This window comes from Desulfosporosinus shakirovi (assembly GCF_020595055.1).
Taxonomy (GTDB): domain Bacteria; phylum Bacillota; class Desulfitobacteriia; order Desulfitobacteriales; family Desulfitobacteriaceae; genus Desulfosporosinus; species Desulfosporosinus shakirovi.
Map to the genome: position 1 here is coordinate 87604 of NZ_JAJDOO010000007.1, position 23266 is coordinate 110869.

Annotated in this window: 18 protein-coding genes and 1 other annotated feature; of the genes, 4 read left to right on the plus strand and 14 right to left on the minus strand. The window is 42.7% G+C overall.

Going from position 1 to position 23266, the window contains the following annotated elements:
• Positions 1-5: 5 nt before the first annotated feature.
• The 6 genes from LJE72_RS08190 to LJE72_RS08215 form a co-directional block, all read right to left on the minus strand.
• Complete coding sequence (locus tag LJE72_RS08190; protein ID WP_229247128.1) at positions 6-1508, minus strand: 2-isopropylmalate synthase; 1503 nt, start codon at positions 1506-1508, stop codon at positions 6-8.
• Positions 1509-1551: 43 nt separating this feature from the next.
• Positions 1552-1883 (minus strand) — a binding site (T-box leader).
• A gap of 60 nt (positions 1884-1943) precedes the next feature.
• Entirely contained in the window at positions 1944-3350 is a 1407-nt protein-coding gene (locus LJE72_RS08195; RefSeq protein WP_229247129.1) for an MFS transporter, read from the minus strand.
• A gap of 314 nt (positions 3351-3664) precedes the next feature.
• Entirely contained in the window at positions 3665-4963 is a 1299-nt protein-coding gene (locus LJE72_RS08200) for an efflux RND transporter periplasmic adaptor subunit (protein ID WP_229247130.1), read from the minus strand.
• Between the two features lie 86 nt (positions 4964-5049).
• Positions 5050-7428 carry an ABC transporter permease gene (locus LJE72_RS08205; RefSeq protein ID WP_229247131.1) on the minus strand — a complete coding sequence of 793 codons (2379 nt, stop codon included), beginning with the start codon at positions 7426-7428 and terminating at the stop codon, positions 5050-5052.
• Positions 7422-8126, minus strand: a complete 705-nt coding sequence (locus LJE72_RS08210; RefSeq protein ID WP_229247132.1) for an ABC transporter ATP-binding protein — start codon at positions 8124-8126, stop codon at positions 7422-7424. The genes LJE72_RS08205 and LJE72_RS08210 overlap by 7 nt, the downstream gene beginning before the upstream one ends.
• A 12-nt stretch (positions 8127-8138) precedes the next feature.
• Positions 8139-8792, minus strand: a complete 654-nt coding sequence (locus LJE72_RS08215; protein ID WP_229247133.1) for a TetR/AcrR family transcriptional regulator — start codon at positions 8790-8792, stop codon at positions 8139-8141.
• 508 nt (positions 8793-9300) lie between these two features.
• Between LJE72_RS08215 and LJE72_RS08220 the strand changes: the two genes are divergently transcribed.
• Complete coding sequence (locus tag LJE72_RS08220) at positions 9301-9846, plus strand: hypothetical protein (RefSeq protein WP_229247134.1); 546 nt, start codon at positions 9301-9303, stop codon at positions 9844-9846.
• 300 nt (positions 9847-10146) lie between these two features.
• Here the strand turns inward: LJE72_RS08220 and LJE72_RS08225 are convergent, their stop codons facing one another.
• A complete protein-coding gene (locus tag LJE72_RS08225; RefSeq protein WP_229247135.1) occupies positions 10147-11187 on the minus strand; it encodes a YeiH family protein in 1041 nt (346 codons plus the stop codon).
• Between the two features lie 236 nt (positions 11188-11423).
• Here LJE72_RS08225 and LJE72_RS08230 point away from each other — a divergent pair, with 236 nt between their 5' ends.
• Positions 11424-12347, plus strand: coding sequence for a LysR family transcriptional regulator (locus tag LJE72_RS08230; protein ID WP_229247136.1), 924 nt, complete (start codon positions 11424-11426; stop codon positions 12345-12347).
• Positions 12348-12429: 82 nt separating this feature from the next.
• Here the strand turns inward: LJE72_RS08230 and LJE72_RS08235 are convergent, their stop codons facing one another.
• The gene (locus LJE72_RS08235) at positions 12430-12978 is read right to left on the minus strand and encodes an MBL fold metallo-hydrolase (protein ID WP_229247218.1); all 549 of its coding nucleotides are present in this window, start codon (positions 12976-12978) and stop codon (positions 12430-12432) included.
• A gap of 245 nt (positions 12979-13223) precedes the next feature.
• Here LJE72_RS08235 and LJE72_RS08240 point away from each other — a divergent pair, with 245 nt between their 5' ends.
• Both LJE72_RS08240 and pdxR read left to right on the plus strand, forming a co-directional pair.
• Positions 13224-14399 (plus strand): aminotransferase-like domain-containing protein, encoded by a 1176-nt coding sequence (locus LJE72_RS08240; RefSeq protein ID WP_229247137.1) that lies wholly within the window; start codon positions 13224-13226, stop codon positions 14397-14399.
• A gap of 89 nt (positions 14400-14488) precedes the next feature.
• A complete protein-coding gene (pdxR, locus tag LJE72_RS08245) occupies positions 14489-16042 on the plus strand; it encodes a MocR-like pyridoxine biosynthesis transcription factor PdxR (protein WP_229247138.1) in 1554 nt (517 codons plus the stop codon).
• Positions 16043-16548: 506 nt separating this feature from the next.
• On the opposite strand, the gene LJE72_RS08250 is transcribed toward pdxR, so the two are convergent.
• From LJE72_RS08250 to LJE72_RS08275, 6 genes are all read right to left on the minus strand, one after another.
• Positions 16549-17754 carry an NAD(P)/FAD-dependent oxidoreductase gene (locus LJE72_RS08250; protein ID WP_229247219.1) on the minus strand — a complete coding sequence of 402 codons (1206 nt, stop codon included), beginning with the start codon at positions 17752-17754 and terminating at the stop codon, positions 16549-16551.
• Positions 17755-17779: 25 nt separating this feature from the next.
• Complete coding sequence (locus LJE72_RS08255) at positions 17780-18421, minus strand: hypothetical protein (protein WP_229247139.1); 642 nt, start codon at positions 18419-18421, stop codon at positions 17780-17782.
• Positions 18418-19164: a 4Fe-4S binding protein gene (locus LJE72_RS08260; protein ID WP_229247140.1), complete on the minus strand. Its 747-nt coding sequence runs from the start codon at positions 19162-19164 to the stop codon at positions 18418-18420. Before LJE72_RS08260 ends, LJE72_RS08255 begins: the two co-directional genes overlap by 4 nt.
• 36 nt (positions 19165-19200) lie before the next feature.
• Positions 19201-20748: an anaerobic carbon-monoxide dehydrogenase catalytic subunit gene (locus LJE72_RS08265; protein ID WP_229247141.1), complete on the minus strand. Its 1548-nt coding sequence runs from the start codon at positions 20746-20748 to the stop codon at positions 19201-19203.
• Between the two features lie 57 nt (positions 20749-20805).
• Positions 20806-21312: a 4Fe-4S dicluster domain-containing protein gene (locus LJE72_RS08270; RefSeq protein ID WP_229247142.1), complete on the minus strand. Its 507-nt coding sequence runs from the start codon at positions 21310-21312 to the stop codon at positions 20806-20808.
• Between the two features lie 673 nt (positions 21313-21985).
• A complete protein-coding gene (locus tag LJE72_RS08275) occupies positions 21986-23263 on the minus strand; it encodes a (Fe-S)-binding protein (RefSeq protein WP_229247143.1) in 1278 nt (425 codons plus the stop codon).
• Positions 23264-23266 lie beyond the last annotated feature (3 nt).

Sequence of the window (23266 nt, forward strand, 5' to 3'; positions counted from 1 at the left end):
CTAACTTAGTTCGTTGGTCTCTTCTCAAGAGCATTAATATAGGCTTTAGCACTCGCTTCAATGATGTCCGTTGAAAAACCTTTTCCCACTACAAGACGACCATCCCCATGACGCAGCTTAACCGTGGCTTCTCCCAGCGCTTCACTGCTTCGTGTCACAGATTTGAGAGCATAATCTTCAAGGATTGAATTATTTCCTGTTATCCTGTCAATCGTGTTAAATAGTGCGTTCACAGGACCATTGCCACAAGCGGCATCGGTCATCACGTTTCCCTCAATTTCCAAGGTCACGGTAGCAGTAGCCATCTCCATACCATTTGTCGCAATAGACATACTCTTTAAAACAAAACTATTCGCTGTGCTTCCTGAATCCCCCATCAGGACGTAAAGGTCTTGATCGAACACTTCCTTCTTCAGATCCGCTAGCTGCAAGAACCGTTGATAAACATCGTCAAGCTGAGCGCCTTCTACTTTATATCCCAATTCCTCCAGACAATGTTGGAGGGCATGTCTTCCTGATCTTGCTGTAAGGCTGATAAAATTTTGTGGCACTCCGATGGTTTCGGGTTGAATAATCTCATAAGTTTCTCGATCTTTAAGAACTCCATCTTGATGAATGCCCGAGGCATGATTAAAAGCATTGGCTCCTACAATCGCCTTATGATCTGGGACTGTCACTCCAGTTATACGGGAAACCAGTCTGCTGGTGGCTGATATCTCGCGGGTATTGACTTTGCTCTCTACCCCGTAGCCGTCACGCCGGGTGTAAATCGACATAATGACCTCTTCAAGAGAAGTATTTCCTGCCCTTTCGCCTATACCGTTAATCGTTCCCTCCACTTGGCCCGCTCCCGCTTTAATTCCTGCTAAAGAATTGGCGGTTGCCATGCCCAAATCATTGTGACAATGAACACTCACGATGGCTTTGTCAATATTCTTAACGTTTTGAATAACCGATTGAATTAGTTCCCCGTATTCCCATGGGTTTGCATAACCTACGGTATCTGGGATATTAACCACAGTAGCCCCAGCAGAAATTACATTTTCAATCACCCTTGCCAAGAATATTGGGTCACTGCGAAAAGCATCCTCTGCATAAAACTCAACATCGCTTACATATTTTTTCGCGTACTTAACCGCAGCAAGTGCCTGCTCCACAACTTGGTCAGGCGTCAGTTTTAATTTCTTTTCCATATGAACAGGAGAAACTCCTATGCCAGTATGGATTCGAGGATATTCCGCTTTGCGCAGAGCTTCCGCACAAAGATCAATGTCTTGTACTACCGCTCTGGTTAACCCGCAAATGATAACCCCTTTAAGTTCCTTAGCAATCGTCCGAACGGATTCTAAGTCCCCTGGCGAGGATGCGGGAAAACCTGCTTCTATGACATCCACTCCAAGCTTCACTAACTGTTGACCTATTTCCAATTTCTCTTTGACATTTAGAGTAATCCCCAAGGATTGCTCCCCATCTCTGAGGGTAGTGTCGAATACATATAATCTGCGCATTTTTTGTGATTCCTCCTTAAAATAAAATAAACCCTTCGTCTCTGATTGAGACGAAGGGTTAGTTCGCGGTACCACTCAAGTTGACAGCAAATAGCCGTCTTCTCTGTAGATACGGGAGTTAATCGTGGTTCGTAGTTCGCGGTTCGACCCTAAAAATAACTTTATGGTTCGAATTTCGAATACCAACTTCGAACATCGAAGTTCCGATATCTCCTTCCTTTTAACGGCGGAAGCTCCGTCCGAGCCTACTTTAAAACAATTTCGGTCGGCTACTCGAGGAAGAGTTCCAAGCCCATACCATTACTGTCTTTCACCACCCGACAGCTCTCTATAAACGGCAAAAGGGACTGTACTATTTCCTCTCATCGTCATTTTAACAGTTTTCACTATTCTACACTACTATTTTTTATTGTCAAGGGGTTTCTTCAATTAGTTTCAATTACTTTTCGCATAGCTTTTGCGGCTAAAGGATATCACTGCCGCCAGAAGGGCAATACCCATGGAAACTAACATAACGGAGTGATAAGCAGACATAAACTCTTCTACTTGACTAGGTTGGGGCAGAGTAACACCGCCCCATGCTTCGAACAACGAAACGGATAAGGCAATACCTATCACCATTCCTAAGTTTCTTACAAGGCTGTTTATTCCTCCGGCAATACTAAGCTTTTGAGGAGGAACCGAACTCATCACACTGCTGTTGTTTGGAGATTGGAACATGCCGGCTCCTAAGCCCATGAGTATGGGACCGGGGATTATCTGTAAAAAACTCGCATCGGTCTGAATGGTAGAAAAATAGAACAAACCTAATGAAGTAATGACCAACCCGCCTGTTGTAAGAATCATAGGTCCAAATTTGTCAGAAGCGGAACCGCTGACAGGAGCCACAATAGCCATTACCACAGGGAAGACCATTAACATTAATCCAACCTGAGAAGGCCTGTAGTTAAGAATCCCTTGCAAGTAAAATGGTAATAGCATGTTGTTAGCAAACATAGCTACAAAGGATAACCCTCCCGAGAGGTTTCCTATAAGAAAGGGACGGTTGAGGAAGAGTGATAAATCAATCATAGGATGCTGAACTTTACGCTCAGTTATAACGAAGAAGACCAGCGATGTTATGCCCAGCATCAGGCTTAAAAGGACAGGAAGACTCGACCATCCCCATGCCTCACTATTCGTAATTCCCAAGAGTACACAGATCATCCCGAATGTAAATGAAAAAGCACCCGTATAGTCAAAACTCTCTTTATCGTTGTTCGATACATCACTTGGCAGAATCAAAAGAACAGCCGCATACCCTATAATGCCAATAGGAAGGTTTATAAAAAAAATCGAACGCCAGCTTGTCAAGCCAATGATAATTCCGCCTAAAGCAGGGCCGGTCAGCGAACCCAGAGCAACGACTGTCCCGGTCAGTCCCAGTGCTCTGCCCCGCTCCTTAGGCGGGAAAATTGCGGTAATAATGGCGGCGCTGTTAGACATTAACATCGAAGCGCCTACTGCTTGCACCACTCTAGTCCCTACCAGAAACCAGATGTCTTGGGCAAAGCCGCATAAAACTGAACCTAGAGTGAAAATTATAAAGCCAAGGGCGAAGACCCTTTTACGTCCAAACATGTCAGCAATCCGACCAAAGACCGGTAACAAACTGGTAATTGTCAAAAGATAGGCACTAACCACCCATTGAAGCGTAGAAAGATCCGAATGGAATTGACCAGATATCGTAGGCAAGGCTACGTTTACAATACTGCTGTCTAAAGTAGCCATAAAGGTACCGATCGCCACTGTAGCTAGAACATACCAACGATAATTTGGGGAATTTTTAATTGTTTCCATCATTATTTTTCTCTCCTCTGAGCAATCCCATCTTGTTTCCGCACCGAACGACCGTGTCAATTATTCATAATAACACAACCATACTCTCTTAACAAACCAAGCTTACTTGCCATAGCTATAGTTCTTGTCCCAATAATTTTCCGGTTTATTATATCAAGGCAATTAAAAATCATCAAGAATGTCCTTGGAGCTTTAAGATGTGGTTCTGTTTTTTGTTGTTGTTCACCGATGATTATAAAGATGGACATTAACAAAGGAGGATACCTTTTCAAGCAATCCCCTTTGCATTATTCCCACAATTTCAAAAGTTCTTCTTTTTAAAGTGTTTCTTTAAGACGTTTTCCTTCCTTCAGTTCTTTTAAATTTGGGTCCTGAAGAATTAGATCTCCTTCCGCTAAGCCTTCCACTATAGTAACCTGACTGTCATTTTCCAGGCCCTTTTTCACTGGCTGGATTTTAGCTTTACCTTCCCGAATCAGCCAGACAGCCTCCCCCTCTTGATAAGGAAAAAAGGCGGTTTTGGGAATCATTAGTTGATTGGGGACTTCCAGTGTGGTGAATTTGACATCCACATTGCTTCCGAGAACAACTTTGGGAGAATCTTCAGAGAGCAAAATAGTAACCTTAACACGATTTTCCTTTAGGCCAAGGGGAGAAACCCTCTCGATCGCTGAGATAGCAACGGCATCAACTGTACCCGCAAATGTCTTATTACCCAAGCTGGTCGCTTGAATCACTTGAACCGGACTTCCTACTTTTATATCGAGGGCATCACTGGCTAGAACGAAGCTCTCTAATTTGTAAACCTCATTTGTGAACACGGTCAGAATTTGCTGGCCTTGAGGGATGACGTTACCTTCTTTAAGAGAGAGGTCTTTGATAATCCCATCTTGAAGAGCTACTACTGCGGCTTTGTTAATCTTATCTTCTAATTGGTCGATTTGGGCCTGAACGGCTTTCTTCTGATTACTGTAATACAGCTCTGTCCCTTGAGAAGTCTGATGTTGCTCATATATCAGTTGTAAGCCTAATTTCTGCTGTTCCAACAGGTTTTTTGCTTTCTCGAACATTCTCTCCGCTTCTTCATATTGAACACGAGCGATGGTACCGGCGTCATAGAGAGCCTTCATGCGAGTTAAGTTTTGTCCCTCAGTCTGAACATCCTTTTCGGCTAGTTGTATGAGTAAAGTTTGTTGGGCGATTTGTGCCTGATCAGGGCTTTTATCATTTTCTAAGCGTTGTCCTTCCAGACTTTGCAATTGAGCCTTCAGTCCCTCCAATTGATAGTTAAAATCACTGGTGTTCATTTCCAAAAGTACTTGTCCCTTTTTAACACTGTCTCCATTTTGGACCTTAAGGGATTGCAATTTTCCCTCAACAGGGTTAAAGATCGGCCACTCTTGGGCAGCCATAACTTCCCCTTCCTCTGTGAATCCTTTGTTAAAGTCTTTGGGGTGCATGGCAATAACGTTAACCGGCAGGGGCATCGCATTAGTGATGGTGACCGCAATAAAAATCAGGAGTGCAAGCCCTCCGAAAATCATGAATTTACGATGCTTAACCTTTGGCAACTTAAATTTTTTAGGTGTTTGATTAAACTTGGTTTCAATGGCCATTTTCGCCCTCCTCTTACTTTAAATTGCAATTCTCTGCTTAATATTTTAATTAACATTCTGATTTCGATCCCAATTCAGTCAGCTCTTTAGTCTCGAGTCGCAAGGATTTCAACATAGGGAAGTGATTTTATTTTGTAGTATGCTCTGCTTTGGGCCACTAAAACAGAAAAGGCAGTTCCTGCAGCCGCGCCCAGCAAAGCCATGGGTGGAAGGTCTGCCGGAAGAGAGTACATATCATTGCTCATTGATTGTGCCATACTCATGCTTAATCCATAGGCCATCGGTATTCCAAGTAGAATTCCAAAAGCATATAAGGCCCATTGTTCTGAAGTGATCACTCGCAATACCTCTCTTGGTGTCATTCCTAAGACACGGAGAGACGCTAATTCTCGTTTCCGTTCCGAGAGAGAGATGATACTAGCATTATAGATAAGGGCAAATCCGCAAAAGCCGCCGAGAATAGCGAGCAACCAAACCGTAAAACCAAACGATTCCATCATTTTTTGGATCTTAGCCCCCGTATCCTTGAGAGATTCGATTGAGGAGACGTTACTGGCATTTTGATATTTGCTTTTCATGGATCCTATTTCAGCAGAATCCATCTGTATTAACATCGAAGTACTTATTTCCCCTTGCCTTAGAAATCGTTGTAATTCTGTGTCCTTCATAAAGGCATTAAGTCCAACATATTGAGGGACTACCCCTGTGACCAGTAAGTTTTCACCCTTTTGACTGAGAGTTTCTCGCCGCAAGGGACTTTCTACATAGATGATATCTCCCACTTTGACGTTTAAAGATTTAGCTAAATGTTCTGATAGCAAAACTCCATGGTGAGGAACCTCCAAGCGACGGCCGCTTTTATCCAGAATGTTATAGAGTGTCGACTCTTCAGAGAGGCCCATCAATGCCACGTCTTTCTTTAACCAACCGCATCTCAAAGAAGCAGGCACTTCCAGTACAGGTTCAACTTTAGACACCCCTGGGTCATGTGCGAGGGCGAATTTCACTGCCCCAGCAGGGGAAGGTTCAGTTAACTGTAATTTGACATCATAGGTTTGAACTTGTTCCAGCTGGACCACTGTTAGTAAGTCAGTCATATTCTGCATTGACCATGAAACTGTCATTAAACTATAGACTACCGCGATCCCTATGACGTTAAAGAGACTCCTGGTTGGTGTTCTAAAAACATCCCGAATACCCATCTGGGCTTGAGAGGAGAGAGTTTGCCAAAACCACGTGAATTTTTCGATTAAAGTTTTGCGCGCAGTCCCTGGTGCCGGGGGTCTCATGGCTTCGGACGGTTCCAAGCGCAAAATATCCAGACTCCCTTTCACCCCACTGAGTACGCTAAAGACGAACGCCAGCGCTAGACTGAAAAAGAGGTATTTAAGGGAGAATTCGCTTTTAAGGCCAGGCAAAGCAAAGAATTCTTTGTACATCATGGTTAAGGGAAACGAAAGAGCAACTCCGGATAATCCTCCAAGCAATCCCCCTGTTGTCCCAATAACCACGGGGTAGGTCAAATAATGTAAGACAATCTCTCGATCCGTAAAGCCAAAGGCCTTAAGTGTCCCGATTGCCACCCTTTGCTGTTCGATCAGTCGACGCAACATTGTATACAGAATAATGGCCGCAACCCCCAGAAACACAACAGGAAGAGTTTTTGTCATAGTTCGAATTTGTTTAATTTCACTTGTTAGAATGGCGTGACTCGTTTGATCCTTACGAGGGACAATACTCCGGACTCCATAGGGTTTTAACTCGGCTTGGAGACTATCCTTCACCGAATCAAAGCTAACTCCGGGTTTCAGAGTTATCACAATATCATTGACTTGTCCTTTTTCCTTGACCAGTGCTTTAAGTGTGCTTAAGGGAACATAGGCTATCCCAAATTCTTCAGCTGATGGATAAATGTCTTGGGCATTTCTCATAATGTAAATGAACTCTGGGCTTTGCGCAGTTCCCGTGATATATAAGGAGACCTGATTTCCATCAATACTAACGTCAATTGAATCTCCTAACGACAAATGATTTGCCACTAAGAATTTTGGGTCTACGAGGATTTCTGGTTGGTTTTCGTTCGGAAGTTGCCCCTCGATAAGCTGAATCAGGTTAATTTGAGGGACATTGGCCTCATTCAGAGTGACCATTTTCAAGTATCGATTAGAGTCCTCTTGTTGGTCTATCACACGAACTTCTTTGACAATCCGTCCTGCGGCTTGATCAATCCCAGGCAGGAACGTAAGCGAGTTTACTTTGTTTTCAGGATACCCTGTCACAGTGATAAATCCGTCGGCGAAGTTTGTTTCCGCATAAAAATCTTGCTGTGCCTTATCCATACTTTCCACTGCAATGGACATCGAGGTATAGAGGAGTAAGCCTAAGGCAATGACCATGATACAAGCGAGATAAATCCCAAAATTTTCTTTGATATCTCTCCATGTCTTTCTTCTAAGCATTACCATGATATCTCCTCAGGGCAAAGTGGTTTTTCTATGACTTTGACATCATCAAGTAATCCGTCCTTCAAATAGAAAACCCTATTCGCCATTTTGGCAATTTCTACATTATGCGTAATGATGATCACAGTCTTATGGTATTCACGATTTAATTTTTGCAAGGCTTTTAAAACCTGAATACCTGTTTGAATATCTAAAGCCCCCGTCGGCTCATCACAAAGGAGAAGTTCAGGGTTTTTAACGATGGCACGTGCAATAGCAACCCGTTGTTGCTGTCCTCCGGAGAGTTGGGACGGGAAATGATCTGACCAATTCTCCAGGCCAACCTCACGCAAGATGTCTGATACAGAAAGAGGATTTTGAGCAATTTCCACAGCTAGTCTTACATTTTCATAGGCTGTGAGATTTGGCATTAAGTTGTAGTTTTGAAAGACAAAGCCCACTTCATTACGGCGGAAAAGTGTAAGCTCTTGGTCATCAATCTCATGAAGCGGTTGTTCTTTGTAATAAAGCTCACCCGTCGATGCCTGGGTCATTCCACCGATAATATTTAATAACGTAGTTTTCCCGGAGCCGCTTTGGCCTAAGACGACAATAAATTCCCCATAAAATATTTGGAATTTTATTCCTTTCAATACTTCGATTTCCACTTCACCTGTGCGATAATGCTTGCGAAGGTCTTTTCCTTCCATAAGAACATCCATCCATCTCACCTCCTAGACATGTGAATTAGTCTCCAATTCTGAACCGTACATTCCATACTTCAATATTTCCATGTACTCCATATACTCTGCCATAATCTTATCGTAGTCTTGGAACATCTCATGTTCCTTGCCTTTATAGTCCTTGAGATACTTTTCTCCAAGTGCCCCTAGAAAAAGTATAATTATTTGAATCGCCTTAGAAGGTACTACTCCGTTTCGGAACTTTGAATAATCAATATCCTCAAAAAACGTCGGCATATATTCTTTGGAGGCTTGGATATATTTTTGTTCAATCTCAGAGCGTATGTCGTCAGGTGGACTTGCAAGTGCTTCCATAAATAGTTTAACAATATAGGGATATTTCTGAGCGATCTTAAACTTGATCACACCCAGTTCACTAAACCTTTGAAAGATGTCCTTTGTCTCTGTTAAGGGATATTTCGTAAATTCTCCCATCATTACCTGCATGCAGTGATCTAGCATATAGAAAAATAGACTTTTTTTATTGTTAAAGTAATGAAACAAAATCCCTTTAGAAATGCCTGCTTCTTTGATAATTGAATTAGTTGAGGCTTTATCATATCCTTTATCTGCAAATTCATGGATACATACATCTAAAATTTTTTTCTTTTTTTCTTCATTTAGATTTTCAAAATTATCGTACAATGTGATCTCTCCTTGCAAGACTGCGCTAGAATGATAGGATTATACACTGGGTTTGACCACTTGGTCAATAGCTTTTCGCCCAAGTGGTCAAACCTAGTGTATTACTCCAGTTAAATTGCTGGAGTACAGGACATTTCCGTTACTTTCACATTGCCTTTTTACCCAAGTTATTACCATGCGTGACGCATCTATAGAAAGCCAACACTCAGCTTCAGGCTCGGGCTAAATAACTAAAGAAAACTTGGCTGGCACCCACGAAGACACGGCTCTGTGTTCGCACGTGTTAACTTAGCGGAGAAGCCTCGCGAAGGCGGCAGCCTTAGTTGTACTTATAACTTTCTGACAGTATAAAAAAGCAGGGACTGTCCCCTGCTTTCCCTGCTCAACAAAAAGTGCTAACCTTATGTTTTTTGATATAGTATATATTATTACAGTAAAATTTTCAGGCTAAAGATACCTTTACGTGGAAATAACTAAATGATAGGTAAACCTAAAGGGGGCTAAACGCTTGGAAGAGATATTTTCGCCCAACAGCATCATAGACTTAGGTCCTGTCGACTTGGTGATTGTACCGCAGTTAGATTCTGCTCCAAATGTTATACCGCTAAAAGTTTATGAACGAGAACACTTTTTTCTCAACCCTAATCCAGCTGTTAACCAAAATCAAATAGCAGTATACTCTATTTGTTCGAGTTGCTTTACCCAAGCGGTTGCCGAAATCCGCGATCTATATGCTGGATGGTCCAAAATCGATAGAACTGAGCCCACAAAACTGATTGGTATTCATAATCAAAATCCGAACACCCTTTATATCCAGTTTTCTCTCGGAGAACGTTATTTTATCTATAAACGTTGCCTAACATTAAATAGAGACATGGTTTACGAAGAATTGTTTGGCAAGAAGCATAACCTGAGCAGACGTTCTCTAAACAGTGAGGATGAACAGTATCTCATCTCTAGGCTTAGGTTTATGCCAAAGGCAAAAAATGCAATTAGCTTTTATGCTTTTAAAGTTCACATCCGAACCCGAAGACATTTTGCATTTTCTCATTAGCCAACCCGCTTTCCTCACCGCAGGATGTAGCTTTAGTCGCACTTATGATTAGAAAGTATATATTAATAAGTTATACTTTCTGTCCCTGAAAGTGAACTCGTCCAGCAAAGCTGAACATCAAGACTTCGGTGGGGGGAGTCTACCCCGAAGTAGAATAAGGAACACCCATTTGAAGAAGTGGGTGTCGCGGAATTGATTAATTTCCATGCATTGATGGTGCCGTTTTGGCATGGAGGTCTATTCGGAAAGCTACAAATCACTTAGTAGCAGCTGTTCCCAGTTGCCACTGAGTCTTTAACCTTACAAGCCAAACCACATAAGGGTAAAGAAAGATACTGTCGATACTGCTATTGAAGCAATGATCATTGCCAGAAGGGGACGCATTGCTCTAGTCCGCAAACTTGACAGATGGACATTAAGGCCTAACCCAACCATAGCCGCTGCTAGCAAAAAAGTAGATGCTTTGGAAATATCGTTTAGAACATAATCTGGAATCGGCAGATAAGTTCCCATTAAACTTGTCATTATGAATCCTGCCAGAAACCAGGGAAAGGGTGCGCTTTGATTACCATTACCCTCTCCTTTGCGCTTCATCCAAAATGAAAGGATTAGGCTTAAGGGGATCAGTAAGAATACTCTGCCAAGCTTGGCTAACAACCCCATCGCTAACACATCCGGGCCGGCTGGCATAGCGGCGGCTGCCACATGAGCTATCTCATGTAAACTGACACCGCTCCAGACACCGTATTGAACAGCACTCATAGGTAAAAATGGCATCAAAAATGTATAGGTTAAAGCAAAGACTGTTCCAATTAAGGCAATAATACCGGCGCTGATTGCAGTATCTTCGTCATTTGCTTTTAAAATCGGAGATACTGCTGCAATTGCTGCGGCTCCACACACTCCTGTCCCGATTCCAAGAAGCAAAGAGAGGTTGAGGTCTGCTTTAAACAACTTTGCCAATAACATAGTCGTTGTTATCGCAATAACAATCGTCATTGCGTCATAAACAAGAAGCATCCCGCCCTTATGAATAACCATATCAATATTAAGCTTGAATCCATAAAGTACAATGGCAAAACGCATCAGGTAACGCGCAGAAAACTGAATCCCTTCGCGAATACTCTCCGGATATCCAATAACATTTCGATAAATAACGGCAATCAAGATAGCACTTAGCATTGCTCCGATTCGATTGATTCCCGGTAAGACTGCCAGCCATGTACCGGAACCGGCAACAACCATTGTAAATAAAATTCCAAGTATAAAACGGTTCCGTCTTTCCTGATCTATCACTAAAGCTTCTTGAAAGCTTAAATCCACCTTTGCTTGAAACCACATTTTCCGTAGGCCTCCTCATCATTCTCTATAGTCCTTTTCTCTTCTAAAGGACTGAGTTTCTATCTAAAACTATAGAATGATAGAGGTAATGGAGCAATATAGGTTCCTGAAGGCAATCATTAGGAATACATATTATTCGCTTTTCCAGAGTTATTGTATTATAATGTAGTACTTCCTTGAAGTGCACGAACATAAAAAACCGCAATATTTTTCCATAGTTAAATGAGGTGTAAACAATGATTGTCGATCCCTTAAAAATCTTTGTAACTGTTGCAGAGCTTAAGAATTTTTCTCGTGCCGCTGAAGAACTGTATTTATCTCAACCCAGTGTTAGCCTGCAGATACGCAATCTAGAAAATGAGCTTGGCTCAAAGCTCATTAATCGCTCACCGAAACATTTAGAGCTTACTCAATCAGGTGAAATACTCTATAGTTTGGCAAAACAGATATTACAACTGTATGAAAAGGCAAAACAAGATATTAACGAGTTAACAACCACTGTTACAGGATCACTCAAGGTTGGTGCCAGCTATACGATTGGTGAGTATATTTTACCTTTTGCATTAGCAGAATTTGCCACTCAATTTCCAAATGTAGATATTGATGCATCAATCGCTAACACTGTGGAAATCACCCAAGCTGTACGATCTAATCATTTAGACTTGGCACTTGTGGAAGGTGAGGTCAATCATCCAGACCTTGACATTCAAGCTCTGATGGATGACGAGATCATTTTAGTTGTCCCTAACCAACATGCTTTGGCGAGACTTCCCATTGTCACAGCTGATCACCTTCAAGACCGAGTATGGATTCTTAGAGAAAGTGGGTCTGGAACTCGAGACTTTAGTGACAAGTTGATTAAGGATTGGAACATTAACGTAAAAAAATCCCATATCTTTGGGAGCAGCCAAGCCGTTAAGCAGGCAGTCATTGCAGGTCTGGGGATTGCACTTGTCTCAAGCTGGATAGTGCGTAAAGAATTGGCGGCCAAAGAATTAACAGCGATCCGAATTAAAGGGAAGCAGCTAATTCGTACATTTTCCATAATAAGACTGAAAAACAATGAAATGTCCAAGGCTATGAACGTTTTTACTGAAAACCTTCTCTCACATGACCTTATCTCTTCGCTTATTTATAATAATCCTTCCGTACTCGATTGAAGAATATTGAATCTGTAGGAAATGAGCCATGCCCCTAACAAAAAGATGTTTTTGTCAGGGCATGGCTCATTTCTTACTATTCTCACTTATAATAGCAGATATGTCCATCTGAATGCCCCTGTGTCAAGATAACCTGGTAATCCAAATCCCCTATACTTACCATTTGACCCGCTTTTAAGGTTTTCAACTCTGCCTGTGGAGATGTAAAACGAATTATATCATTTACGGAACCCATTGTTTCTTTGACTATATCATTAAGCATGCCATTTTCTCTAAACAAAGTATCTAAAGCATCAAAGCTATTTTCACTTTTCCAATAGTGTTTTATCAGTTCGGCATCGATCTCCCCGATATAAACCGGAGCACCAGAAAAGTTCTGAAGCCATCCCGAACATCCATAATGGTTCGGATGAAAATGTGTAAGATAGATACCTTTAATATCTGTAGGCTTAATGGAGTGTTCCTTAACAAATTGCATCCATCCTTCAACTGTGTCCTCTCGACTAAGACCCGCATCAATAAGCCACCAGCCCAGTGATCCTTTTACTGCATAACAGTTGACATGATTTAACCTAAATGGCAAGGGCAATTTTACTTTATAAATCCCTAGAGCTTCGTAAATCACCATCATCACTTTCTTTCTTTCTTTCTTGTAGATTATATCAGAATAGTCTCACTGGTTATTCTTTATATTATTTCAAATACCTTCCATTTAGTAAAAGCATCTCTATTTAAATATGAGGTATTATATATACTGTCAACATAAAATGTAAAAATATAAATTATTGGATGTATTACACAATCATCCAATTGGATGTTGTACGGTTGAAAACTCCCCCATATAATTAGCTAAAACTTGAATAGGGAGGAAAAAATATGCCATACACCTATGCCGAAAGGGTAAATTGCATGGGGAATTCAGCGATTCGTGAACTTCTAAAAGTTACTGAACAACCTCAGATTATTTCTTTTGCCGGCGGTCTTCCAGCCCCAGAGTTATTTCCCCTTAAAGAAATTCAGGAATCTTATGCTCAAGTTCTTGGGACAGGCGACCCTTCAGTCCTCCAATACGGAACTACAGAAGGATATTTACCTTTACGTGAAGAGATAGCTGCCCAAATGCGTATTATAGGGATCCAAGCAGAAGCAGAAAACATATTTCTTACAAACGGTTCACAACAAGGCTTAGACCTCATCACTAAGTTATTTATTGATCCTGGCGATGTAGTGCTCCTCCAGAACCCAAGTTATCTTGGAGCCATCCAAACCTTTCGAAGTTACCAAGCCAATTTTGAAACAATCCCTACAGGTGGGACAGGAATTGACAGTGCGGCTCTCGAATTATCCATCAAGCTTAACCGCCCCAAGATTATTTACCTAACCCCCACATATCAGAATCCAACAGGCACCACTTTAACTATTGAGGAGAGGAAGACGGTACTCCGTATCGCGAGCAAGTACAATATTCCCATAATAGAGGATGATCCCTACGGCGAACTCCATTATGATAATTCTTCCATTCTGCCTATTAGGTCTTTTTCTACCGAAGACGAGGTGGTTTATCTAGGCACTTTTTCTAAGACCCTCGCACCCGGACTTCGACTTGGTTGGATTGTCGGTGGAAAAGATCTGATAACTAAACTTGTCGTTGCAAAACAAGGGACTGATTTACACACCAGCACCCTATTACAAAAAGCTACTCATTACTACCTAACTCATTTTAATCCCACTCAACACATTGAAAGGATTCGCCAAGCCTATAAAATACGAAGAGATCTTATGCTTAAGGAACTAAAGGATAACTTTAACGATCAAGCTATATGGACCGAGCCATCTGGGGGAATGTTTATTTGGCTAACCTTGCCAGAAGCGTATGACACTCTTAAACTCCTGCCCTATGCCTTGGCTAGGAATGTGGCCTTTGTTCCGGGAGCAAATTTTTATACAGATGGAAAAAGTTACAGCAACATGAGATTAAATTTTTCTAACCCCTCCCCACTGCAAATAAAACAGGGAGTTAAACGTTTGGCAAGCATATTACCAAATTACTAATTCGGGATCAGTCGAACCGAGAACCACGCAATATAAATATTTGACTTCAGACATGTTAAATCGAAACAAGTAATGTGAGGAAAATAAAAATGAAACTGCACTTAGACCGTTCCCTAAAAACACCGCTTTACTTACAGATCAGAAGTCAGATCCGTCACCTTATTCTAGCTAATGAACTGCCTCCCGGATACCGCCTCCCACCCGAGCGCAAACTTGCCGCCTCTCTGGGAGTCAATCGCACAACAGTAGTCAACGCCTACCATGAGTTGACAGCAGATGGATTAATTCAGCCGCACGTGGGCAAAGGAACCATCGTAAGTCCTGCCCAGACAATTTACCCCTCTCACAACCGTTTGTCTAATCTCGACCATTCCGAGGTACTTGGTATACCCGTCCAGCCAATATCTTGGCAGAACTTTTATTCTAGTCAGTCTGAACGTATGCATAATCCGGTATTAGCATCCATACTCGATGAGATCGGTGAAGAGGATCAGATTTCTTTCGCCTTGGGATCTCCCGCAGGGGAATACTATCCGTTAAACGAATTGAACGAAATTTGCAAAGAAGTAATGCGTCCTGGTAATTGGAAGGCCTTAGAATACGGACCTACCATTGGACATTATCCTTTACGCCAATACTTAGCGGATTGGCTTAGTTATCGAGGCATAAATGCTCAAGCCCAAACAATTCTTATGACCTCCGGTTCTCAACAGGGACTTGATCTGCTTACCAAAGTTTTCTTAGAACCAGGTGACTATATTGTAATGGAGGAACCTTCCTTTCTAGGAGCAATAGGGGTCTTTAAGGCAGCCGGGGCTCACATTCTTACTATACCTTTAGATGAAGAAGGCTTAAGAATAGATGTCTTAGAGCAGATTCTCTCACGACATCGACCTAAATTCATCTATACTCTCCCAACCTTTCAAAACCCCACCGGAACAACCATGAGTCTTAGACGGCGGCATGAACTTCTTAGATTAGCCTATCAATACCATGTGCCCATTGTAGAAGACGATCCTTACAGTGAACTCTATTACGAAAACCAACCACTTCCTTCCCTTAAGTCCCTTGATGAGCACGCACATGTAATCTATCTTGGAACATTCTCCAAAATGCTCTTTCCAGGTCTCCGCCTCGGCTGGTGCGCAGCACCTCTTCCGGTTCTAGAGCAATTATCCCTAGCCAAACAGCACGTTGACCTCCATACCAGCACAACAACCCAGTGGATTATGACCGAATTTTGCACCCAAGGACTGTTGGACAAACACCTTCCAGTTGTAAGAAGCCAATATAAGCGTCAACGAGATGCTATGGTGACCGCTTTAATGGAGTTTGCACCACAAGGCTTATCTTGGACTGTTCCAGCAGGCGGATATTATTTATGGTGTGAATTGCCGCCGGGATTGAAAGCTACCGCACTGCTTACCAAAGCAGCCGAAAAGAAAGTGACTTTTGTCCCAGGAAATGCTTTTTACGTTAACTCCGGAGGGAAAGATCGATTCAGACTCTGTTTCTGTCGTCATTCCGAAACGACGATTCGAGAAGGGATCTTCCGTCTCTGCGAAGCTGTTTCTGAGTTATTAAATCAGCCTAACCATAAAAGCAGGATTCCCAGACCCCGATTTAATGAACCTTTAGTGTGATGAATACTTTAAAGAAGAGGCTTGGCTTCAAAATGTTGCAAGCCCCTTGTTTTATAATATTTGGGTGATTTAAATCCGGCCTCAAATAATTCTCCCTTTTCCTTCATCGCAAAAAAACAAGGGACGTTTTCATTATTATGGACGTAAGATGACTTTTATTGCCGTATCTTTTTAGCCAGGTCTAGTTTCCCCTCCAAGACATCAACGACGACAACTTTTTCCGCACCCTTTTGTTTGGCACATTGAGCGATGATCTGACCCGCAAAGCCGCCACCATAACTACCACAGTATCCCCTAATTGGACACCTGAGTTCATACCGGAGTACATGGCACAGGCTACAGGCTCACCTAAAGCCGCTAAATCCGGATCTAAACCTTCCGGCGCCGATTAGGGCCCACATTCTAAATTACGTTCGACAAGAAAAATGTCGTACGCTTTATTGAGTAAAGCAGCTTTAGTAGTTATTCCCATTAAATACACTCCTTGCAAATTTGGTTTTGGCTGGTCAAGCCAGCATGTCCTCCACATCGAGCACTTTTAAGGAAGCCCAGTATCCTTGGTTAGGCAACTGTCCTAATTTGTGATACATTATGCCAGCTTCCCGGACTTCCCCTGCAAATAAGAGACCTGTTAAGCACCCATTCTCAAGTAAAAGCTTCTGATAGACCCCTGAAGAGGGCTGGCTTAGAATAACTTCCTCCACACCAGAGCCTCCTTCAATTCTTCCTAAAGAAATGATCGGCAACCCAAAAAGTTGAATTGAGTTCATCGCGTAACTCCCAGGATAAGCCGTTCTCGAACCAGCCATACTGGTGCCGGCAATTTTGCCCTGCTGAACCGCCGTCAGCCACAATGCTCTGAGCATTGATTCACCGGTAAGCAGGCTGGCAGCTTGCACTATATCCCCTGCGGCATAGATTGTCGGGACATTTGATTGCATGAATTCGTTGACCACAATCCCCTTTTCAATTTGCACTCCACTTTCAGTCAGAAAATCAAGATTGGGTCTTACCCCGACAGCTGTGATAACCAGCTCAGCTTCTAGGAAATGATCTATTGTTTGAACTCCCTTAACCTTGTTCTGTTTAACTTGTAAAGATTTAACCTCAGCCCCCAGGAAAACCCGTACTCCATGGTTTCCAAGGGCTTTTAACAGCATATCTGCGGCAGCTCGATCTAGTTGTCCCGGCATTAGGCGGTTGGCCATTTCCACAACACTAACCTTGATGCCGCAGGCATTTAAAGCTTGGGCGGCCTGTAAACCCACGAGCCCCCCACCAATTATCACCGCATTTTTAACGCGGGGTAAAAACGAGTTTATTTCCTCGGAATCCGCTTTATTCCAAAGGGAAAATACCCCTTCCACCTCCAGATCAATCCAGCTTGGAATAAAGGGCCGAGATCCAGTGGCAATTAAAAGCTTATCATAAGCAATTTTCTCGCCGTTCTCTAAGATAACCGCATGTTCCTGTACGAGGACTTGTTCCGCCCTGTGCCCAAGCCGAGTTTCTACACCATAGCTTTCGTAAAAATCAGCACCTCTAATATACATATCTTGTTCTTCAATTTCATTTGTCATATATTCCGGGGTTGTAATTCGGCTATACGGAATGTTAGCCTCTTGAGCTATCAAGATAATTTTCCCCGTTGGGTCGATGTTGCGGATCTGTTCGATCGCATTTGTCCCCGCAGGGCCATTACCCACTATCACATAAACCAATGGTGTAACCCCCTGTCTATACTTCGTCATAGCACCATAATTCTGCCAATTCCTCAAGTAGTCTCTGCGCCCTTTGGGGATTAAAGACTCCACACACACATGGAGTGGCCAAATATTCCCCCGCTTCTTGAGCAGTGCGTTTGCCACATTTTAGATCCAGTAGCATTTGCCTGACTAAATGCTGTGAAACCATACCATGTCCGCACATGGTCGTGATTTCAAGGAGCTCATCCTCAGGAATTCTCGCAAGCTTACCTCGGATTCCGACTGAGTACTCCACAGTATGCGGATCAATCCCTGCTTCCTGACAAGCCTGTTCCACATGCTCAACGATTCCTGAGACAATCACCGAAACTCCAAGGTCTGCCTCTTTAAGTTCTTTTAGAGCATCTCTGAGTTGCTTCCGATCCGAAAACACTGCGTGAACAATCGAAGTGTCTGCGACATTATTGATGATTTGATCCTTATTAACGAGAAACTTCCCACCAGTTTTCATATCGCCCATATTCACATGTTCATATTTATCGAGGATTCGTAAAAATTCCTGTAAAGCGTACCTGGAATTAATTTCATTAAAACCTTTGGCAGTCATAGAAAAGACAATATAATCTTGTTGTAGGTTTGCTTCAGTTCCTCGTCGATGAAGGGTATGGCTCATTTTACACCCGCTCCCTTCACGTTCATGTGACCCAACCCCAAATTAATTTTTCCGTTGATTGAAAACCATTTATTATTTTCATTCATAATGCGGGCTGTTGGAACGGAAAAATCCTCATCAGTCCTCGCCACTAAGTCGATTGAAAATACCGTATTGATTTCCTCGGCCACCCTCTCCATCGTTTCCAGCACAGGAATCACCTTATCTAAGGGAATAATCATTTCAATAATCGCGGAAAGCACCTTTTCATTGAGCACCTCTGGGTTCATCTCCCCAGTTGTTTTATCTTTGAGTAATCCAGTCAAAGGATTATTGGGTTCAAACTCAACACCTAATTTAGCTAAGGCCTTAAAGACCTTTTCTGCTTCGCGCATTCGGGCACCCGTACCTGGACGTCCCATCTCAGCAGCCATTCCAGCAACGCCTCGTTTAAAACGATTGGTAATATCATTAGTCTTCATTTCTTCTGTACCGCGACCTGGCACTCGGGTTTCCTTATGTTCAGCTAACGGATTGCTAAAGGTTCCTCTGATGGAACGAGGCCAACCATAGAGTGGTTGATGAAGGGCCTCAACTGGGCATACCTGGGCCCGGTAGCATATTCCGCAATCTACACATTCATCCTCATCTACATAGCAATGAACTTTGGTCCCCTTTCCACTACGAGTGAAATTAATCACTCCCATAGTGCAAAACGGCCTGCATTGCCCACATCCTACGCACTTATTCGCGTCAATTTGCAAAACTTATCCCTCCTTTCAGCTTGACCCTTGCGCAAGCTACTCTTGAACTCCAAAACATTTCGCCACAGTATCAGCTAAATCTTTAGGCTTACTGTACTCTATGACTTTACCAATCTCTTCTGAAATCTTAACACTGCCTGCAACAGGTAATTTCACGCCGGTAAATACCTTAGCCCCTGTCTGGGCAAGAGCTAAAGCCATCTGCAAATCTCTGGCGCTGGTTAACTCCGGAAAGACTGCTACAACTTTTTCTCTTCCAACAGCTCCAAATACTTCAATTAGCTTAGCTGCATCCCCTTCCCCACCAACACTGCAAATCAGTGGCGTAGCTTCGCCTTCTAATTCGTCTGCTAGAACTTTGTTTTCCAGTCTTTCCGAATTTAAACAACCGTACTTAGCAAGAGTTACCGCTGAATTACCATAGGTTAAGCATAGAACCTTCTGAAAGCTCAGCTTTCTGGCCAGATCCAAATTTCCTTGATCTTCCGTAAGCTTAAGGTTTGAACCTCCGCCAATTACACAGATTCCGTTGATCAAACCTTGATCAAGGAGCGACTTAATCCCTAATGGATTAATGTCAGATACCGCTTCAGCCTTTTCGACTTGATTAGAAACTTTTACTTTCTTCAGATTGCGTTGACTATAAGCGGCAATGCCTTGCATAAAGACTTCCTTAAGGGCCTCTTTGGTGGAAACTGCTGTAGCGAGGACGGTATGATAACCAGCTGCAGGGATCCTTCCTTTACCAAGCCCATCTTCAATAAGATATAAATCTACGAGTCCGGTTAAAACAGCAAATTCGATCGTCCCCTGATTGCAGGAGGTATTAAAGCCAAAGTTCGAGGAGAAATCCCCTGCTAATACAATGTTCAAACCATCACTCGCACCCAGTTGGATCGCTTCCCCCTCAAGTTCATTGCGTAACTCAAACACTTTGGCTAGCAACAGCGGGCTCGCACCATCTAAGCAAATGTTGACGGCTTTTTCTCTAATTACACCTAACCCAACCAAGCGGGACTGACTGCTGTACTTGCCGTATAGTACCTCTGCTAGATCAGCGTTAAAGCCTACTAAATTGATTTGCTGGGTTCCTAAGGTCATTAAATCATCTATATTAGATGTTTTAGACTGTTGTGCTCGAGGATATGTTAACTCGGCGAACTTAAGGCTCAACCCCATCACTAAGTAACTCAAATCCGTCCCATTCACAGACCATTTTGCTGCTTTTAATTGGAGTAAATCCGAGGCCACTTCGCCAACCGAGACTTTATTCTTAAGCTCCGCTAGCATTTGTGAGCCTGCAGCAATCAATTCGTGATTTTCTCCGGCTTGCCGAGTTAACCAAATTAAGACCAGCTCATCGTTCCCTAAACCGCAAACTGTGCTTTTTTCCCCAGGGCGAAAGGGGTTTAAGCGGCACGGCCCCTGCAAACACTCGTGACAGCTCAGCCCAATTTGGCTAAACCCGTCTTGAGGTAACATAGCCTCGTATTTATTCCAAGAGAGTTGAAGCCCCTCGTTTTTAGCCTTTAACAAATAGTCTCTTGCAGCAGTATCCATTGTTTTTCTTCGAACTTGACGCATGAATCAAAATCCCTCCTTAATTCAACTTAGAAACTATTTTTATATATCTTTATCAACCTAGGCAAGCCCAGACTCCCTTTTCTGCTTTAACTGAAGTGAATAGTCCTCGAGAGAGATTTCTTGTAAGGCACCTGTTGGGCAGGCCGCCACGCAATAGGGTTGCGGCATTTGGAAACATTGGTCACATTTATCCGCAGAGTGTTTCTCGTGGGCAGGCGCAATCACTCCATAAGGACAAACCATAACACACATCCAACAAGAGATACATTTTTTTCCATTGACAAAAACACAGCCACTCTTCTCATCTCGTTGCATTGCCCCGGTTGAGCATATTTCCAGGCATGGGGCATCTTCACAATGCCTGCACTGAATAGGTAAAGAATTCTCCCCATCCCATTCAACATAGACTCTTGGCCTTGGCAGAATTTGTTCCTGAACCGCCTCTGGCAAGGATTTGCTTATAGAGCTGCGTTCGACCGCACATCTTAATTCACAAGTTTTACATCCTAAACAACGACTCTGATCCACAAAAATGCGCTTACGCGCGGGATTATCCATAACCATTTTGCGATCCCCCTTTCGAAAAATTTAATTCACTTTCCATCTCCCGGTATCCGATATTCTTTTATTGTTTTCATTTGTTTTCGAAAAGTAAATTGAACGGGATCCATAGAAATAAACTAACAAATCTGTTAGTATTCAGAGTAACTGTCTATTAGCACTCCATTTACAGCCGGAGGGTATAATGGGAAAACCACTTCCTTTGCGTGTTCGAGTTTTTATTACCACTATAATCTAGTAGTTTTATACCCCTTATCCTAGAAATAAGTATCTTACATTTTAGTTTTTATCGATAGCTTTGAGGAGCAGATTGCCAGTCAAATTAGGGATATTGCCACACTCGCTTCCTAACGTCAGGACGTCATCGCAGGATATTATTCGAGAAATCCAGTCAACGATCTCCTGATAATCGCTGAGGAGATTCGAAATTATACACACGCGACGTTTGTTGCCAACAAGCTCTCCTAAGTTATTTGGTAAGTGCCCAAAAGGCTTCTTTGAAGGTCTTCAACAACAGCCAGAATATACGGACTATTCTAGAATACATCTGTCTTATGATTGAAACATGGTCCGGTTTATCTCGCAAAAACCGTTTCTTGTTCGAAACAGTTTTTGCGAGCTTTAAGCAACTCAATTCCACTGCCAAAGGTACTTCTTGAAATTTATTATTTTAAGATTAATTTTTCGTCTGATACGTTTTAGCCAATAACTGAACTGGATGTACTACCTCTGCAACCATACCGTGTGTTTTTAACCCGTAACTTAACTGCATTGTACAGGTTGGGCAACTGGTAGCAACCACTGTAGCTTTGGCGGTTGCGATGTTACTAATCTTCCGTTCAAGAACTTTCATGGACAGATCGTGATGCATAATACTAAAGCTACCCGCCGAACCACAGCAACGATCCGCTTCCTTCATCTCTTTAAACTCCACACCAGGAATAGCTTTTAATAGTTCGCGTGGTTGCTTAAAGACATTTTGCCCCCGTTTCAAATGACACGGATCGTGGTAGGTTACCGTGACATTGACTGGATTAGGACCTGGCTGAACACCCGTTCTTTCCACCAAAAACTTACTGAGATCATAGACCTTGCTACTTAATTCTTTTGCTTGCTTGTATTCGTCTGTACCTGGCTCAAAAAGCTTCTGATAGCTTTCCGCTAAAGTAGCCGAGCATGACGAACAATCAGTCACAACTGCGTCCACTTGTGCCGATAGCAAAATCTTCATATTATTTTTGGCTAGTTGTACAGCTGTATCCGTATCCCCATAGGCTAAATGCGGCATACCGCAGCACTTTATTGCCGGAGTAATCACTTCACAACCATGCCTAGCTAGTACGTCCACTCCACTCACTGCAACATCTGGATAAATCAAATTCGTCGCACAACCTAAAAAGTAAGCCACACGGAAACGTTTTTTTCCATAGGGTTTAACAACCTCCGGGATCCGTCCACGAGCTAGTCGTTTTGAGACATCCGGTAATATTTTTGCACCTGCACTCATTTGTTCTGGCAAATGCTCAATTAGTTTCGATCTTGTCAAAACGTTGTTTAACCCCGTCTTTTGATAAAACTTTACGAGCGAGAAAGATGCTTGAAGTAGAGCTGGACGAGTCAAGAATCCTCTAAGCACCAACTTCTTGATGATATTTCTATCTAAAACATCATCAAGGTAATCTCTTACTCCCACTATAATCTCATCTGTAATGACCCCTGACGGGCAATTGACAGCACAAGTTTTGCAAAGTAGGCAACCATAAAGCTTTTCAGCCAGTTCTGCGGAGGCTGTGATCCTTCCTTCTTGAAGGAGCTTTACCAAGGACAGTCTCCCACGCGGTGAATCTGGTTCTCTTTTTGACTCGGCAAAGATAGGGCAATTCGCTCGACACTCACCACAGCGCACGCATTTCTTAAGTTCCTCGGCAAAATCAACTTGATATGTTGTTTTCATACG